Source organism: Microbacterium sp. CFBP 8801, assembly GCF_014839455.1.
GTDB lineage: Bacteria > Actinomycetota > Actinomycetes > Actinomycetales > Microbacteriaceae > Microbacterium.
In genome coordinates this window covers 78437-94628 of the sequence record NZ_JACYNU010000003.1, presented here as the reverse complement: position 1 = coordinate 94628, position 16192 = coordinate 78437, and the positions used below count along the sequence as shown (strand labels likewise).

General features: G+C 72.5%; 13 protein-coding genes. 3 read left to right on the top strand and 10 right to left on the bottom strand.

The genetic code is table 11. The features are described from left to right. Position 1: 1 nt before the first annotated feature. Positions 2 to 778 (top strand): coenzyme F420-0:L-glutamate ligase, encoded by a 777-nt coding sequence (cofE, locus tag IFR11_RS05185; RefSeq protein WP_191915449.1) that lies wholly within the window; start codon positions 2 to 4, stop codon positions 776 to 778. Positions 779 to 939: 161 nt separating this feature from the next. Here cofE and IFR11_RS05180 read toward each other — a convergent pair whose 3' ends face one another. The 3 genes from IFR11_RS05180 to IFR11_RS05170 are packed head-to-tail and all read right to left on the bottom strand — an operon-like array spanning position 940 to position 4505. Then, a complete protein-coding gene (locus IFR11_RS05180) occupies positions 940 to 2736 on the bottom strand; it encodes a cytochrome b/b6 domain-containing protein (RefSeq protein ID WP_191915448.1) in 1797 nt (598 codons plus the stop codon). A 27-nt stretch (positions 2737 to 2763) separates the two neighbouring features. Next, complete coding sequence (locus IFR11_RS05175; RefSeq protein ID WP_191915447.1) at positions 2764 to 3729, bottom strand: electron transfer flavoprotein subunit alpha/FixB family protein; 966 nt, start codon at positions 3727 to 3729, stop codon at positions 2764 to 2766. Next, positions 3729 to 4505, bottom strand: a complete 777-nt coding sequence (locus IFR11_RS05170; RefSeq protein ID WP_191915446.1) for an electron transfer flavoprotein subunit beta/FixA family protein — start codon at positions 4503 to 4505, stop codon at positions 3729 to 3731. Before IFR11_RS05170 ends, IFR11_RS05175 begins: the two co-directional genes overlap by 1 nt. Before the next feature lie 174 nt (positions 4506 to 4679). On the opposite strand from IFR11_RS05170, the gene IFR11_RS05165 reads away from it, so the two are divergent. Then, the gene (locus IFR11_RS05165; protein ID WP_070409122.1) at positions 4680 to 5207 is read left to right on the top strand and encodes a MarR family winged helix-turn-helix transcriptional regulator; all 528 of its coding nucleotides are present in this window, start codon (positions 4680 to 4682) and stop codon (positions 5205 to 5207) included. 88 nt (positions 5208 to 5295) lie between these two features. Here IFR11_RS05165 and IFR11_RS05160 read toward each other — a convergent pair whose 3' ends face one another. The 3 genes from IFR11_RS05160 to IFR11_RS05150 form a co-directional block, all read right to left on the bottom strand. Then, positions 5296 to 6084, bottom strand: a complete 789-nt coding sequence (locus IFR11_RS05160) for an enoyl-CoA hydratase-related protein (RefSeq protein ID WP_191915445.1) — start codon at positions 6082 to 6084, stop codon at positions 5296 to 5298. A gap of 80 nt (positions 6085 to 6164) precedes the next feature. Next, positions 6165 to 7343 carry an acyl-CoA dehydrogenase family protein gene (locus tag IFR11_RS05155; RefSeq protein WP_191915444.1) on the bottom strand — a complete coding sequence of 393 codons (1179 nt, stop codon included), beginning with the start codon at positions 7341 to 7343 and terminating at the stop codon, positions 6165 to 6167. Between the two features lie 81 nt (positions 7344 to 7424). Then, positions 7425 to 8132 carry a VIT1/CCC1 transporter family protein gene (locus IFR11_RS05150; RefSeq protein ID WP_191915443.1) on the bottom strand — a complete coding sequence of 236 codons (708 nt, stop codon included), beginning with the start codon at positions 8130 to 8132 and terminating at the stop codon, positions 7425 to 7427. A gap of 164 nt (positions 8133 to 8296) precedes the next feature. On the opposite strand from IFR11_RS05150, the gene IFR11_RS05145 reads away from it, so the two are divergent. Next, on the top strand, positions 8297 to 11794 hold the full coding sequence (locus IFR11_RS05145; protein ID WP_191915442.1) for a choice-of-anchor I family protein: 3498 nt from the start codon (positions 8297 to 8299) through the stop codon (positions 11792 to 11794). Positions 11795 to 11900: 106 nt separating this feature from the next. On the opposite strand, the gene IFR11_RS05140 is transcribed toward IFR11_RS05145, so the two are convergent. The 4 genes from IFR11_RS05140 to prpB form a co-directional block, all read right to left on the bottom strand. After that, positions 11901 to 12617, bottom strand: coding sequence for a Type 1 glutamine amidotransferase-like domain-containing protein (locus IFR11_RS05140; protein ID WP_191915441.1), 717 nt, complete (start codon positions 12615 to 12617; stop codon positions 11901 to 11903). A gap of 132 nt (positions 12618 to 12749) precedes the next feature. Then, positions 12750 to 13928 carry a thiolase family protein gene (locus IFR11_RS05135; protein WP_191915440.1) on the bottom strand — a complete coding sequence of 393 codons (1179 nt, stop codon included), beginning with the start codon at positions 13926 to 13928 and terminating at the stop codon, positions 12750 to 12752. Further along, on the bottom strand, positions 13928 to 15112 hold the full coding sequence (locus IFR11_RS05130) for a bifunctional 2-methylcitrate synthase/citrate synthase (protein ID WP_070409117.1): 1185 nt from the start codon (positions 15110 to 15112) through the stop codon (positions 13928 to 13930). Before IFR11_RS05130 ends, IFR11_RS05135 begins: the two co-directional genes overlap by 1 nt. A 136-nt stretch (positions 15113 to 15248) precedes the next feature. Next, entirely contained in the window at positions 15249 to 16148 is a 900-nt protein-coding gene (gene prpB / locus IFR11_RS05125; protein WP_070409116.1) for a methylisocitrate lyase, read from the bottom strand. Positions 16149 to 16192: the final 44 nt, after the last annotated feature.

Below are 16192 nucleotides of genomic sequence, written 5' to 3'. Positions count from 1 at the left end.
CGTGTTGCAGATCTGGGCCCCAGACGGCATCCGTGAGATCACCCCGGGCGACGACCTCGTCGGGGTGATCCTCGATGCCGTGACCTCCACGCCCGGCGACGAGACGGCCCTGCGCGACGGCGACATCGTCGTGGTCACGAGCAAGATCGTGTCGAAGGCCGAGGGCCGCATCATCCACGCGTCGGATCGCGAAGACGCGATCACGCGCGAGACCGTGCGTCTCGTGGCCTCGCGCACCTCGCCGGCGGGACACGTGACGCGCATCGTCGAGAACCCGCTGGGCATCGTGTCGGCCGCGGCCGGCGTCGATGCGAGCAACACCCCCGAGGGCACGGTGCTGCTGCTGCCGGTCGACCCCGACGCCTCGGCGCGGGCGCTGGCCACCGGGCTGCGCACCGCCACCGGTGCCCACGTCGGTGTGATCATCACCGACACGCTCGGCCGCGCGTGGCGCGAGGGTCAGACCGACCACGCGATCGGGGCGGGTGGCATCCATGTCTTCGAGGATCTCCGCGGAACCACCGATGCCGAGGGCCGCCCGCTCGTGGTGACTCTGCCGTGCGTCGCCGACGAGCTCGCGGCCGCCACCGACCTGGTCAAGGGCAAGGCCGCCCGCCGCCCCGTGGCCATCGTGCGGGGTCGCGCCGACCTGGTCGGCGACCTCGACCTGCCCGGTGCCCGCTCGATCGTGCGCGACCCGGCGCGTGACATGTTCCGCCAGGGCGCCGACGAGGCCTACGCCGAGGGCTTCGCCGCGGGTCGAGCGACGGCGGTCTGACCGCCCGCCCGCGCGGCCGCCGCGCGGCGCCGGCACGGGCGGCGGGGACGGGCGAGGGGCGGGCGTCGCGAGACCGCAGTTGATCGTCGAAGACGCACCCGTTCGTTGACGAACACATACGTCCTGGGCGATCGAGTGCGGTCTCGGCACCCCGCCCCGGATCAGCGCTGCTTGACGTCGCCGAACAGGCGGGCGATCGGCACGAGCACGCGCGGACGGGCGGCGACCCATCCGGCGGCCATCACCAGCAGGGATGCCGCGAAGATCAGCAGACCGGTCGGATCGCTGGTGTACTCGCCCGGGTCGACGGACCCGCGGGCGGCGTACATGTGATTCAGGTTGCGCAGGGCGCCGGTGGCCAGCACGAGGCCGACGTGCACCACGATGAACGCCACGAAGAACAGCATCACCGGGAAGTGGATCTTGCGCGCCCACTCCACCGGGTACAGCCGGTTGAGACGCTCGGCGTCCTTCGGCCATACGCCCGACAGTCGCACACCGCTGATGATGGCCAGGGGCGCGGCGACGAACGTGATCGCGAAGTACGACAGCTGCTGCAGGCTGTTGTAGTTGACCCAGCCGTTCTCGGTCGGCCAGTCGAGCGACACGTACTGCAGGGCCGCCGACAGCGCGTGGGGGAAGACCTCCCACGAGGTGGGGACGATGCGCATCCACTGCCCCGTGGTGAACAGCAGCACCACGAAGATCACGCCGTTGGCGATCCACAGGATGTCGATCGCCTGATGGAACCACAGGCCCAGGCTGATGCGGCGCCGCTTGTTCTTGCGCGGTGACCAGAACGCCGCGGGGCGCTTCTCGCGCCGCACCTGCCAGCCGGTGCGGATGATGAACAGCAGGAAGAAGCTGTTGAGGAAGTGCGACCAGTTCAGCCACACCGGCAGACCGACGGGCGCCCCCTCGGGCAGCGGGTACTCGCCCGGGAACGCCGCGAGGAACTCCCGCCCCGGCTCGAGCGCCAGGACGAAGCGGGCGAGCAGCACCACGATGGCCGCGAGCGCGAGCGCGAACACGCCCAGCACGGCAGCCGATCCGAGCCACTGCACCGCCGTGTACGGACCGAGCCGCTTCGGCTCCGCGCCTTTCGACCGGTGTGCGGATGCCGCGGCCCCCGGCCAGACGGTTCGGGGCACGGTCAGCGGCGGTCGAGGCGCGGCGGGGGTGGTGGAATCCGGGGACGGCATCGCCGCGTCGCCGGGAGCGGACGCGGGCGCCTGGTCGGCGGACGGGGTCGGCGTCGAGGGGGAATCGGAGCGCGGGTGCTCGGCGGGCACCGCCGCGGCGGGCGGGGTCGGCGTCGAGGCGGAGCCGGAGCGCGGGTGCTCCGCGGGCACCGCCGCGACGGATGACGGCTCCGATGGCGCGGACGACGGGCGCACGGTTGCCGGCGGCCAGGGCTCGCCGCCCGGCGCGCGCGGCAGGCCTCGGCGCACGTCCGACGCGGCTTCACCCGACGCTGCTTCACCCGACGCTGCTTCACCCGACGCCTTCGCGACGGTGTCGTCGCCGGCACCGGTCGACCCGGACGGAGGGACCGTCTCGGCCGCCGCGGCGCCCACGCGCGGACGCGCTTCGGCGACGGTGGGCTCCGCCGCGGTCTCGGTCGTGATGTCGGTCGGCGCCGGCGCGAGAGCGGCCGGCCACGGCTCGCCGCCCGGCTCCCGCGGCAGACCCCGCCGCACCTCGGGCGTGCTCGCACGCGCGGCATCCGGAAACACGGAGCCGCCGGTGGCGGGGGGCGCGGTCGGGAGCGCGGCGTCGGACTGTGACTCCGGCTGGTGCGACGCGGCCTGCTCCGGCTCAGCCGATCCGGTGCCGAGCGGTGCCGCCGACTCGTCGGCGGAGTCCTGCCCGGGCGCGCCGGACGCCGCGGGCGGCCAGGGCTCCCCGCCGGGGATGCGCGGCAGCCCGCGACGCGGGGTGGGTGGTGTGGACGCCATCTACTTCGTGGGGCTACTTCTCGCGGGCTACTTCTTGCGCGCGGCGAGCGCGCTGAGGAGTTGCGGGACGACGGTGAACAGATCTCCGACGATACCGAAGTCGGCGATGGCGAAGATGGGCGCGTCGGGATCTTTGTCGATCGCGACGATCGTGCGCGCGGTCTGCATGCCCGCGCGGTGCTGGATCGCCCCCGAGATTCCGAGGGCGACGTACAGCCGCGGCGACACCGACACCCCCGTCTGCCCGACCTGCGCCGCCGCCGGCACGTATCCCGCGTCGACGGCCGCGCGCGAGGCGCCGACGGCCGCTCCGAGCGCGTCGGCGAGCTGCTCGACGAGAGCGAAGTCCTCGCGCGAGCCCACCCCGCGTCCGCCCGCGACGACGGCCGCGGCTCCGCGCAGTTCGGGACGCGACGAGGGGGCGGTGGTCTCGGCGAAGCCCTCGATCCGGGCCGCCGGGGCACCGGAGGCCGTCACCTCGAGCCGGTCGACGACGAGGGGCTGCGCGTCGAGGCGCCCGTCGACGGCGCCGGGGCGCAGCGTCGCGACGAGGGGGCCGAAGGTCGGGGCTCCCTCGACGGTGAAACCGCCGCCGAAGGCCGAGTGCCGCGCGACGACGCCGAGGTCGTCGCGGCCCAGGCCCACGATGTCGGTGGCGAGCGGGAGCCGCATGCGCGCCGCCAGTCGCGCGACGGCATCGCGCGCTTCGACGGCGTTCGAGGCCAGCACGAGGGCGACGTCTTCGCGCGCCACCGCCGCCGCCAGCGCGTCGACGACCGGCACGGTGAGGGCGTCGGCGTCGGTGGCGGCGGTGAGCACGCGCACAGCCCCGAGCCCGGCCGCCTCGGCGGCAGCGCCCTCGAGCACCGCCTCGGGGGCGGCGATCACGGCGACGGGATCCCCCACCGCGGCCGCCGCCGCCAGCAGTCCCGGCGCCGACGCGGCGAGCGCGCCCCCGGGAAGCACCTCCAGCAGAACCAGCGCCGCACCCATCACGCCACGCCCTCGGCCACGAGGAACGCCGCGAGCTTCTCGCCCGCATCGCCCTCGTCGACGATTTTCGTGCCCGCCGCACGCGGCGGACGTTCGGCGACCGACAGCATGATGTACCGCGGCACGGCGGGGTTCTCGGCCTCGACGCCGAGCGCTTCGGCATCGAGGGTCTCGTAGGGCTTCTTCTTGGCTGCCATGATGCCCTTGAACGTGGTGAAACGCCCCTCGGGGAGCGCCTCGGTGATCGAGACGACCGCCGGCAACGCCGCCGACACCCGCATCGTCCCCGCGTCGCTCACGCGATCACCGGCCACCGCGGCCTCCGACACGTCGAGGCTCGACAGGGCGGTCAGCTGCGGCACCCCGAGTATCTCGGCGATCATCGCGGGAACGACCGCTCCGCCGCCGTCGGTCGACAGGTTGCCCGCGATGACGAGGTCGAACCCGGTGCGTCGGATCGCGGCGGCCAGCACCTCGGCGGTCAGCAGCAGGTCGGCGCCGCGCAGGGTGTCGTCGACCACGTGCACGGCCGACGTCGCCCCCATCGCGAGGGCCTTGCGCACGGTCGCGGTCGCCGAGGCGGGCGCCATCGTCAGCACCACCACCTCGGTCCCCTCGTGCGCGTCGGCGTAGGCGAGGGCGGTCTCGACGGCGCGTTCACCGATCTCGTCGAGCACCGGCGCCGACGCTCCCCGGTCGGTCAGACCGGTTTCGAGGTCGAGACGACGCTCTCCCCAGGTGTCGGGTACTTCCTTGATCGCGACCACGATCTTCATCGACGCGGCTCCTTCGGTCGGGGGACGGATGCCGCGGCCTCGCCGCGGTCGGAAAGTGGCGGCGGGGAATGCACGGCCCTCGCGCCCGCCGAGGGGGCGAGAACCCGCCGCGCGGCGCACCGCCGCCCGGCGCGGGCCGCGCGCGAGGGGTACCGTGAAGCGCGAGGAGGACCGATGACGCGACGACTGCCCGCCGACCCGATCGCCGAGGCCAAGCGCCAGTGGCTGGCGCACGGGTGGGACGACGCCGCCGACGGCATGACGGTCGTGACCTCGGTGATCCGTGCGCACCAGTTGTTGATGGCATCCATCGACCGGGCGCTGAAGCCCTTCGACCTGTCGTTCTCGCGGTTCGAGCTGCTGCGGCTGCTCGCCTTCACCCGCGAGGGACGGATGCCGATGGCCAGCGCCATCGCGCGTCTGCAGGTGCATCCGACGAGCGTGACGAACACGGTCGAGCGACTCGCGCGCGACGGATACGTGACCCGCGAACCGCACCCGACCGACGGCCGGGCCGCGCTGCTGTCCCTCACCGAGGCCGGTCGGCGGCGCGTCGACGAGGCGACCGACGCGCTGAACGCGGTGTTCGCCGACCTGGGGCTCGAGGACGACGACGCGACGGCGCTGGTGCGGATCATCGCGCGCTTCCGCAAGGGTGCCGGCGACTTCGCCGACCCCGCGCCCGTGCCCGACCCGCTCTGAATCTCGCCGAGGCCCCGTGCCGCGGTCGTCCCGCGCGGCAGCAGCACGCGGTGGACGCCCGCCGCGAGATCCCGCCGCGCCACGCCGTTCATCGGTGGGTGTACGACGGAGCCCGCTTCTCGCGGAACGCCGCCATCCCCTCTTTCTGGTCGGCGGTGTCGAAGAGGGCGGCGAACGCCCGTCCCTCGAAGCGCAGCCCCTCGGCGAGGGTCGACTCCATCGCCACGTCGAGGGCGGCCTTCGCCGCGTACAGGGCGGGCAGCGGCTTCTCGGCGATCGCCGTCGCGACCGCCTCGGCCTCCGTGAGCAGGTCGGCGGCCGGCACCACGCGCGACACCAGTCCCGCGCGTTCGGCCTCGGCGGCGTCGATCATGCGGCCCGTCAGCACGAGTTCGGCGGCCTTGTAGTAGCCGAGCGCCCGCACGAGCCGCTGCGTTCCGCCCATGCCCGGAATGACCCCCAACTGCACCTCGGGCTGACCGAACCTCGCGCGATCGGAGGCCAGGATCACGTCGCACATGAGCGCGAGCTCGCACCCGCCGCCCAGGGCGTACCCCGACACCGCGGCGATGACCGGGGTGCGGACGGCGGCGAACCGACTCCACGCCCCGAAGTGGTCGGTGAGCGTCATGTCGAGTCCCGACATCTGCTCCATCTCTTTGATGTCGGCGCCCGCGGCGAAGGCCTTCTCGCTGCCGGTGACGACGATCGCGCCGATACCCGTGTCGGCGTCGAAGGTTTCGGCGGCGGCGACCACGTCGCGCATCGTCTGGGTGTTCAGGGCGTTGAGCGCCTCGGGGCGGTCGAGCGTGATCCACCCCACGCGACCTCGCCGCTCGACTCGGATCGTCTCGTACCCGGCATCCTGCTCCGTCATGTCACTCCCGTCGTGTCGGCGCGGACGACCCCGCACCGGCATGCTCGCACGCTCCCCCGACATCGGGCGAGCCTCTGGCGTCAGGCGGCCAGCACGCTCCGGCCGACGATCAGACGCATGATCTCGTTGGTGCCCTCGAGGATCTGGTGCACGCGCAGGTCGCGCACGACCTTCTCGATCCCGTACTCCTGCAGATAGCCGTAGCCGCCGTGCAGTTGCAGGGCCTCGTTCGCGACACGGAAGCCCACGTCGGTCGCGAAGCGCTTCGCCATCGCGCAGCGGGTCGCGGCATCGGGGGTCTTCGCGTCGAGGGCCCGCGCCGCGTCGCGCACGAGCAGCCGCGCGGCCTCGAGCTCGGTGGCCATGTCGGCGACGGCGAACACCACCGACTGCTTCTCGGCGAGCGCCTCGCCGAACGTGAAGCGCTCGTGCACGTACGCGACGGAGCGGTCGAGGGCCCAGCGGGCGCCACCGATCGAGCAGGTCGCGATGTTGAGTCGCCCGCCGTTCAGCGCGGTCATGGCGATCGAGAACCCCCGGCCCTCGCCCCCGAGCAGGTTCTCGGCCGGCACGCGCACCTCGTCGAGGATCACGGGACGGGTGGGCTGGGCGTTCCAGCCCATCTTCTTCTCGTTCGCGCCGAACGACAGTCCCTCGGCGTCGGCGGGCACGAGGAACGCGCTGATCCCGCGCGCCCCCGGCTCGCCCGTGCGAGCCATGACGACGTAGACCGAGGCCTCGCCGGCACCCGAGATGAACTGCTTCACGCCCGTGAGCACGTACGTGTCGCCGTGACGGATGGCCGAGGTGGTGATCGCCGCGGCGTCGGAGCCGGCACCCGGCTCGGTGAGGCAGTACGCACCCAGGTCGTCCATGGCGACGAGGCCGGGGAGCCACCGCGCTCGCTGCGCCTCGTCGCCGTAGGCGTCGATCATCCACGCGACCATGTTGTGGATCGTGATGTAGGCCGTCACCGTCGGGTCGCCGTACGCGAGCTCCTCGAAGATCGCCACGGCGTCGGCCCGCGACAGCCCGGCGCCGCCCACGTCTTCGCTGACGTAGACGCCGCCGAGACCCAGCTCTCCCGCGCGCCGCAGCACGTCGCGGGGGAAGTGCTTCTCGGCATCCCATTCGAGGGTGTGCGGAGCGAACTCCGTCGCGGCGAAGTCGCGGACGGCGTCGAGGATGGCGGTGCGCTCTTCTGCCGACAGCGCGCCCGCGGGTGCGGCGGCGAGCGCGGGAGCAGGGGTGGTGTCCATGCGGCTCTCCTTCGTGGAGCGACGGCGTCGTCGCCTTCCTCAGATTACCTGGACGTCCTTGTAATTGATAGGGGTGTGGACTTACGCCGCGATGCCGCCGAACAGCGAGCCGACGACGTACGTCGCCCCGAGCGCGAGCGCCCCGCCGACCACCATGCGCACCACCGCGCGCCCCCGACGGGCCCCGCCGATCCAGGCGGCGACGTACCCGGTGACGGCCAGCGCGAGCAGCACCGCAGCGAAGGTCGCGATGACGCGCACCTCGACCGGCAGGAGCAGGATCGTCAGCAACGGCACCGTGAAGGCCACCGCCGAGGCGAACGCCGCCGTCCACGGGCTCACCACGTCGTCGGCGTCGATGTTCAGCTCGACCGAGAGGTGCGCCTTCAGGGCGTCGGATGCCGTGAGCTCGGTCGCCACCCGCGTCGCCGTCTCGGTCGACAGTCCCCGCGCCTCGTACAGTCCCACGAGCTCGGCGAACTCGGCATCCGGGGCCTCCGCCAGTTCGCGGCGCTCCTTCTCGATGAGCGCGTGCTCGCTGTCGCGCTGACTCGAGACCGAGACGTACTCGCCGAGCGCCATCGACACCGCCCCACCGACCAGCGCCGCCATACCCGCCACGAGCACGGGGGCGACCTCGCTCGTCGCCCCGGCCACGCCCACGACGACGGCGGCGGTCGACACGATGCCGTCGTCGGCCCCGAGCACCCCGGCGCGCAGGCCGTTGAGTCGCTGCGCGAGGCCCTGACGGTGCGGTTCGTCGGGATGGGCACCGGACGGCGTGGTCATGCGCTCAGGCTAGACCGGCTCGGCCGCGACGGGAGCGCCGCGTCGCCGTTCGCCCCGCGTTCACCCGCGGGACACCGCCCCCGGGCAGACTCGCCCCGTTCGCCGCCCCCGCGGCGTGCCCGTGCCGCCCCATCGCACGCCACCCCTGCCCCGAGGACACAGCCATGCCTTCGCCCTTCCTTCGCCGTACCGTCGCGCTGACCGCGACCGCGGCGGCCGTGTGCGCGCTCGCCCTGTCGAGCGTCACCGCGGCGTCCGCCGCCATCGTCGCCGATCCGGTGCGCGACTCCCCCGCCGACAGCGCGGTGAGCCTGCGCCCGATCGGCACCTACGAGACCGGGGTGTTCGACCAGTCGGCCGCCGAGATCGTGCACGCGTACAAGAACCGCCTGTTCGTCGTCAACGCCCAGGCCGGGGCCGTCGACGTGCTCGACAGCAGCACCCCGACCGCCCCCGCCAAGCTGTACTCGATCACCGGGACCGGCGTCGCCAACTCGCTCGCCGTGCGCGCCGACGGACTCGGCGTGATCGCCCTCGAGAACGTCGACAAGACGGCCCCCGGTCGCCTGGTGTTCTTCGACGCCGACGCCGCCGAGCCCACCGTGCTCGGCGAGGTCACCGTCGGAGCCCTCCCCGACATGGTCACGCTCTCGGCCGACGGCACGGTCGCCGTCGTCGCCAACGAGGGCGAGCCCGCCGACGACTTCACGGTCGACCCCGAGGGGTCTGTCGGTATCGTCACCCTGCCCGCCGAGAAGGCGGCCCCGAGCCAGGATGCCGTGCGCACGGCCGGCTTCGGAGCCTTCGAGCAGGGCGGGTCGATGACCCTCGACCCCGCCGTCCGCGTCTTCGGCCCCGACGTCGCCGCCCCCGATCAGGGCGACACCCCGCTCGACACCAACCGCGTGAGCCGCAACCTCGAGCCCGAGTACGTCGCCCTCGCCGGCGGCACCGCCTACGTCGCCCTGCAGGAGGCCAACGCCGTCGCGACCGTCGACCTGGCGTCGGCCTCGGTCACTGGCATCCGCCCCCTCGGGTTCAAGGACTACGGCGTCGATACCCTCGACGCGAGCGACCGCGACCCCGAGGACGCGCCGACCTACACGCAGAAGACCTCCCCCGGCCTGTTCGGCATGTACATGCCCGACGGCATCCAGGCCTACGAGGCGAACGGTGAGACTTTCCTCGTCACCGCCAACGAGGGCGACGGCCGCGAGTGGGGCGCGTACAACGACACCGCCCGGGTGAAGGACCTCGGCGACGACGGCCTCGCCCCCGTCTGCGCCGACAGCCCGCTCGCCGGCTCGCTCGACGACGCCGACCTGGGCCGCCTCAACGTCGCCACCGACATGGGGCTGAACGCCGACGGCACCTGCTACTCCGAGCTGTACACGTTCGGCGGCCGCGGCTTCTCGGTGTGGACCACCGAGGGCACCCAGGTGTTCGACTCGGGCTCCGACTTCGAGCGGATCACGCACGACGCGAACCCGGAGTTCTTCAACTCGAACCACTCCGAGTCGAACCTCGAGGGCCGCAGCGACGACAAGGGCCCCGAGCCCGAGAACCTCGCCATCGGGCAGGTCGACGGACGCACCTACGCCTTCATCGGTCTCGAGCGCGTGGGCGGCGTGATGACCTACGACATCACCGACCCCGCCGCCGCGAGCTACGCCGGATACGTCAACAACCGCGACTTCTCGGTGTCGGTCGAAGACCAGCTGACCGGAGACGAGATCGCCGACCGCGCGCTGCTCTCGAACGCCGGCGACCTCGGCCCCGAGGGCATCGACTTCATCCCCGCCGACGCCTCGCCCACCGGTCGTCCCCTCGTCGCCGTCGGCAACGAGGTGTCGGGGACGACGACGCTGTTCGCCGTCGAGAACCCGAACGTGAAGAACATCGACATCCTCACGATCAACGACTTCCACGGTCGTCTAGAAGCAGGGTCCCAGGGCGAGGCCGGCGCCGCGGTCATCGCCGGAGCGGTGAAGGCCGCCGAGGCCGCCAACCCGAACACCGTGTTCGTCTCGGCCGGTGACAACATCGGAGCCTCGACGTTCACCTCGCTCATCCAGGACGACTCCCCCACGATCGACACCCTCGTCGCCTCCGGCCTCGACGTCTCGGCCGTCGGCAACCACGAGTTCGACCGCGGCTTCGCCGACCTGACCGACCGGGTGCTGCCCGAGTACGGCGGCGGCGAGTTCGGGCTCGGCGCGAACGTCTACAAGAAGGGCACGAAAGAGCCCGTGCTCGACGAGTACGCGATCAAGGTCGTCGACGGGGTGCGCGTGGCCTTCATCGGCACCGTCACCCCCGACACCGCCACCATGGTCGACCCGGCCGGCGTCGCCGACCTGGAATTGGGCGACCAGCTCGAGGCCGCCGACCGCGTCGCCGACGAGATCACGGCCGCGGGCTCCGCCGACGTCATCGTGCTGCTCACCCACTCGGGCGCCGCGGTGTCGGACGACTGCGCCGCCATCGCGGCCGACCAGGCCGGCTTCGGCAACCTGGCCGTGAACGCCTCGCCCGAGATCGACGCGATCGTCTCAGCGCACACGCACCAGACGTACGCCTGCGACCTTCCCGTGGCCGGAACCGACCGCACGCGTCCCGTGATCCAGGCGTCGGAGTACGGCAAGGCGATGGGTCAGCTCTCGCTGAGCTGGGACACGCGCACCGGCTCGCTGGCATCCGTCACCGGCACGACCTTCCCCCTCGAGGGCGCGTTCGCCCCGGATGCCGCGATCGAGGCGCGCGTGGCCGAGTACGTCGCGCAGGCCGACGTCATCGGCGCGAAGCCCGTCGGCGAGATCAGCGGCGACATCCTGCGCGGCGGCACCCCGTCGGGCAGCGACCGAGGCGTGGAGTCGTCGATGGGCAACTCCGTCGCCGACGTGTACCTCTGGGCGACGTCGCAGAACCCCGCCTTCGCCGGCACGAAGGCGCAGATCGCCCTGATGAACCCGGGCGGCCTCCGCGCCGACCTGCTCAAGGGCGACGACGGCGTGGTCACCTACAAGGAAGCGGCACTGGTCCAGCCCTTCGCCAACACTCTCGTGACGGTGACGCTGACGGGTGCGCAGATCCGCGACATCCTCAACGAGCAGTGGAAGGCGGAGGGCGACCGCCCCAAGTTGCACCTGGGCGTGTCCGACGGCTTCACCTACGAGTACACGCAGGATGCCGCGAACCCCCGCGTGGGCTCGGTCGTCTCGATGGCGTACGAAGGCACGGCGATCGCCGGCGGTGACACGTTCACCGTGGTGACGAACTCGTTCCTCGCGAACGGCGGCGACGGCTTCCCGACCTTCGCGGCCGGCACCGACCGCACCGACACCGGTCAGATCGACCTCGACGCGACGCTCGCGTACTTCGCCGCGACGCCGCTGGTCGATCCCGCGCCGCTCGGTCGCGCGATGGTCGCCTCGGGCGAGAACCCGGGCGGCGGTGACCCCGGCCAGCCCGGTGCCGAGCCGACTCCCGCACCGGGTCAGCCGGCACCCGGTCAGCCCGCGCCGGGCCAGCCGTCGGGCGACCGCCCCGGCAGCGACCTCGCGAACACCGGCGCACAGGCACCGTGGGGACTCGCCCTCGCCGGCGGATTCCTCGTGGTGGCCGGCGGCCTGGCCTTCGCCCTGCGGCGGCGCACCGTCTGACGCACGGACGTCGGAACGGCCCTCACCCTCACGGGTGGGGGCCGTTTTGGTCAGGGCTTGTCGACGCGGGGATCCCCCGACCCGGCGCTCGATAGGCCGACGAGCATCAGGCAGAACGCAGGGCGACGCGAACGCCGGGGGACGCCGCGGTGACGTGCCAAACGTGCCCCGAACCCGACACGGTGCTCGCGCCGTCGGCATCCACGATGAGCGCCGTGTGCTCGTCGATCGCCACGCCCTCCGTCACGAGTTCCGCATCGACCGCGGCCACGAGACGCGACAGGGTTCCCCACTGCGCCGCGTGCACATCGACGGCGAACGGCACCAGGCCGAGACCGTCGCGGATCCCGAGCTCGTCGAGCTCCTCACCCGCATCTTCAGATGCCACCTCGATGCCGCCCAGCCGGTAGCCGCCCACGAGCGCCGGTCCCGCCGCGATCGCCGCGCCCGCCGAGAACCCGGCGTAGGGCATGCCGTCGCGCACGCCGCCCGCCACGGCATCCCGGATCGGCGCGAGAGCGTCGAGGTACGCGGGCGTGAGGCCCCCGCCCACGAACACCGCATCGGCTCTCACCACCTCGGCGTCGAAGGTCCCACCCTCGACGATCGCCGCGACGCGCAGCTCGGCGGCCGCCGCCCCCGCCGCCTCGAGCACCGCCGCGAAGCGAGCGACCGAAGAGTCGTCGTCGGCCTCGAGCACGAGCAGCACGGCGATCACGGGAGGGCGGTCATCGGCCCGCGCCCGGGCCTCGACGACGAAGGGACGCAACAGCGCGCCGCAGCGTGCGACGTCGCGCCCGCCGCCGAGAAGGTGAACGCTCATGCGCCCCAGTATCGCGGCCCCGAGGCGCCGCCGGAGCGCGCACAACCGCGGACGACACAGCGAACACGCCGGCCAGCCCACCCCCACGACGGCGCGCCGCCAGCAGGCCCCGCCGTTGTGCACGCCGTGACGTCAGTACCGCCGCAGCAGCGCCGCCAGCGCTTGGCCGCCGCCGATGCACATCGTCACGACCGCGTACTCGAGGTCGCGGCGCTGCAGGTCGAGGGCCGCCCGCACGGTCAAGATGGCGCCCGTCGCGCCCACCGGGTGGCCCAGGGCGATCGCGCCGCCGTAGGGGTTGACCTTCTCGGGGTCGAGTCCGGCGTCGCGGATCACGGCGACCGCTTGAGCGGCGAAGGCCTCGTTCAGCTCGACCACGTCGACGTCGGCGGGGGTGAGCCCGGTCTGCTCCCACAGCCGCTGCAGCGCGAGCACGGGGGCGTAGCCCATGATCTCGGGGTCGACGCCCGCGGTCGTCACGGCCTCCAGGGTGACGAGGCCCGTCAGGCCGCGCTCGCGCACGTCGTCCTCGCGCATGAGCACGGTCGCAGCGGCGCCGTCGTTGATGCCCGACGAGTTGCCCGCCGTCACCGACCCGTCCTTCTCGAATGCCGGGCGGAGCCCCGCGAGCGCCTCCCTCGTGGTGCCGGGTCGCGGATGCTCGTCGACCAAGACCTCGACCGGCCGCTTACCGCCGGTGGTCACGGGCACGATCTCCTCGGCGAAGGCCGCGCGCGCGGCATCCGTCGCCGCCCTGCGCTGGCTCTCGACCGCGAAGGCGTCCTGCTCCTCGCGCGAGACGGAGTACCGGGATGCCACGACCTCGGCCGTCGTTCCCATGTGCCGGCCGCTGAAGGGGTCGGTGAGGATCGCGAGCGTGCCGTCGAGCAGTGTGCGGTCGCCGAGGCGGGCGTTGCCGCGGGCCCCGTACTCGAGGAAGGGGGTGCGCGACATGCTCTCGTCGCCGCCGGCCACCGCGACGTCGATGCCACCCCAGCGCAGTTCCTGCGCCGCCGACCAGATCGCCTGCAGGCCCGAACCGCAGAGGCGGTTCACCGTGAACGCGGGCACGCGGGTCGGCAGCCCCGCCGCGAGGGCGACGCGGCGAGCGTTGTAGGCGTCGGGGCCGTTCTGGGCGATGCAGCCCATCACGACCTCGTCGACGGCGTCCCTGTCGACGCCCGCTCGCCGGAGGGCCTCGGTCACGGCCACGGCGCCGAGCTCGAAGGCATCGACGCCCGACAGCGCCCCGCCGAAGGAGCCGATCGGCGTGCGCGCCCCCGCGACGATGACGATCCGGGGTGCGCTCATCAGCCCGCCGCCTCTTCGGGGCGCTCCTGGGCGTCGATCACGGCCGCGTCGGGGACGTACCCCGCGATGTGACGCTCATCGGGGCCGACGTACTCCGACAGGGGGCGGATGAGGGCGTTCGACGCCTGCTGCTCGCGGATGTGCGCCGTCCAGCCGGTGATGCGCGCGGCCACGAACAGGGGCGTGAAGGTGAGCGTGTCGAAGCCCAACAGCGCATACGCCGGACCCGAGGGGTAGTCGAGGTTGGGGTAGATGCCCTTCCGCTCCACGAACTGGCTCTCGAGCGCGTCGTACAGCGCGGCGACGTCGGGGCGGTCGTAGTGGGCGACGAGGGTGTCCAGCGCGGCCTTCATCGTGGGCACGCGCGAGTCGCCGCGCTTGTACACGCGGTGACCGAAGCCCATGATCTTGCGCTTCTCGGCCAGGGCGGTGTCGAGCCAGGGGCCGACGTTCTCGGCCGAACCGATCTCGTCGAACACGTGCAGCACGGCCTCGTTGGCGCCGCCGTGCAGCGGCCCCTTGAGCGCGCCGATCGCCCCGACGACGGCGGAGTAGAGGTCGCTGAGCGTCGACGCGATCACGCGCGCGGTGAACGTCGAGGCGTTGAAGGAGTGCTCGGCGTACAGGATCATCGAGCGATTGAAGGCGTCGACGACGACGGGGTCGGACTCCTCGCCGAACGTCATCCACAGGAAGTTGGCCGAGTAGTCCAGGTCGTCGCGGGGCTCGATGAGCTCCTCGCCCCGCCGGCGGCGCTGACCGTACGCGACCACGGCGGGCAGCTGCGCCCACAGGCGGATGCTGCGTTCGAGGTTCTCTTCGGGGGTGCCCACGGCATCCATCACGTTCGCGATGCCCGCGGTCTCGCGCGCGCCGATCACGCTCACGGCCGTCCGCACCTCATCCATCGGGTGCGCCGAGGTGGGCAGCAGGTCGATCGCGGCGCGGACCTCGTCGGGCAGCGCCCGGTGCTGACGCTCGGTCCGGCGCAGGGCGTCGAGCTGCGCGGCATCCGGAAGCTCACCGTTCCACAGCAGGTACGCCACCGCCTCGAACGGCTGCGTCGCGGCGAGCTCCTGCACGGGGTACCCGCGGTACAGCAGGCTGTTGGTGTCGGGGTTGACCTTGCTGATGGCGGTCTCGTCGACCGTGACGCCGGCGAGGCCCTTCTTGATGTCGGTCATCGTCTCTCCCTCGAGTCGTGCTCGGTTCTACTCTGTCTCACCCCGGCCGCCTACCGGCAACCCACCCGTGTCCCACTTGGTGCAGAAAACAGGCGCATAACCTGCACGGAGTGGGACACGCTGGTCTGCCGCCGCCTCAGCGCTCGACGGTGAAGTCGAACACGTCGGCGTCGAAACGCGTGTAGCCCTCGTAGTCGATGAGGTCGTACAGGTCGGCGCGGTGCTGCATCTCACCGAGATGCTCGCGCAGGTGCCCCTCGGATGCCAGGGCATCCAGGCCCCGACCGGCGGCGCCCATCGCGAGGCGCAGCAGCGACACCGGCCAGATGACCAGGTTCACCCCGGCGTCCTGCAGCTGGGCGGTGGAGAACAGCTCGCTCTTGCCGAACTCGGTCATGTTGGCCAGGATCGGCACGTCCAGCGCGGTGCGCATCGCCTCGAACTCGCCGAGATCGCGCATCGCCTCGGGGAAGATCGCGTCGGCGCCGGCGTCGACCAGGGCCTTCGCGCGGTTGATCGCGGCATCCAGCCCCTCGACGGCCCGCACGTCGGTGCGCGCCATGATGAGGAAGTCCGGGTCGCGCCGGGCATCGACGGCCGCGCGGATGCGCTTGATCGCGGTGTCGGCATCCACGACGCTCTTCCCGTCGAGGTGCCCGCAGCGCTTCGGATTCACCTGGTCCTCGATGTGCGTGCCGGCCAGCCCCGCGTCTTCGAGCGTCTGGATCGTGCGGGCGACGTTCATCGGCTCGCCGAACCCGGTGTCGGCGTCGATGATCGCCGGCAGCTCCGTCATGCGCGCGATCTGCTGCCCGCGTCCGGCGACCTCGGTGAGGGTCGTCAGGCCGATGTCGGGCAGGCCCAGGTCGGCCGAGATGACGGCCCCCGAGATGTACACGCCGTCGAAGCCCTTGCGCTCGATGAGCCGAGCCGACAGCGGGTTGAAGGCTCCCGGCATCCGCACGAGCTCTCCGGATGCCAGCTTGTCGCGCAGCGCGCGGCGCTTCTGCTGGGGGGTGGTCTGGGAGTACAGCATCAGCGGCTCCGCTTCGTGGAGTGGATCTCGCGCACCGGCGGCTC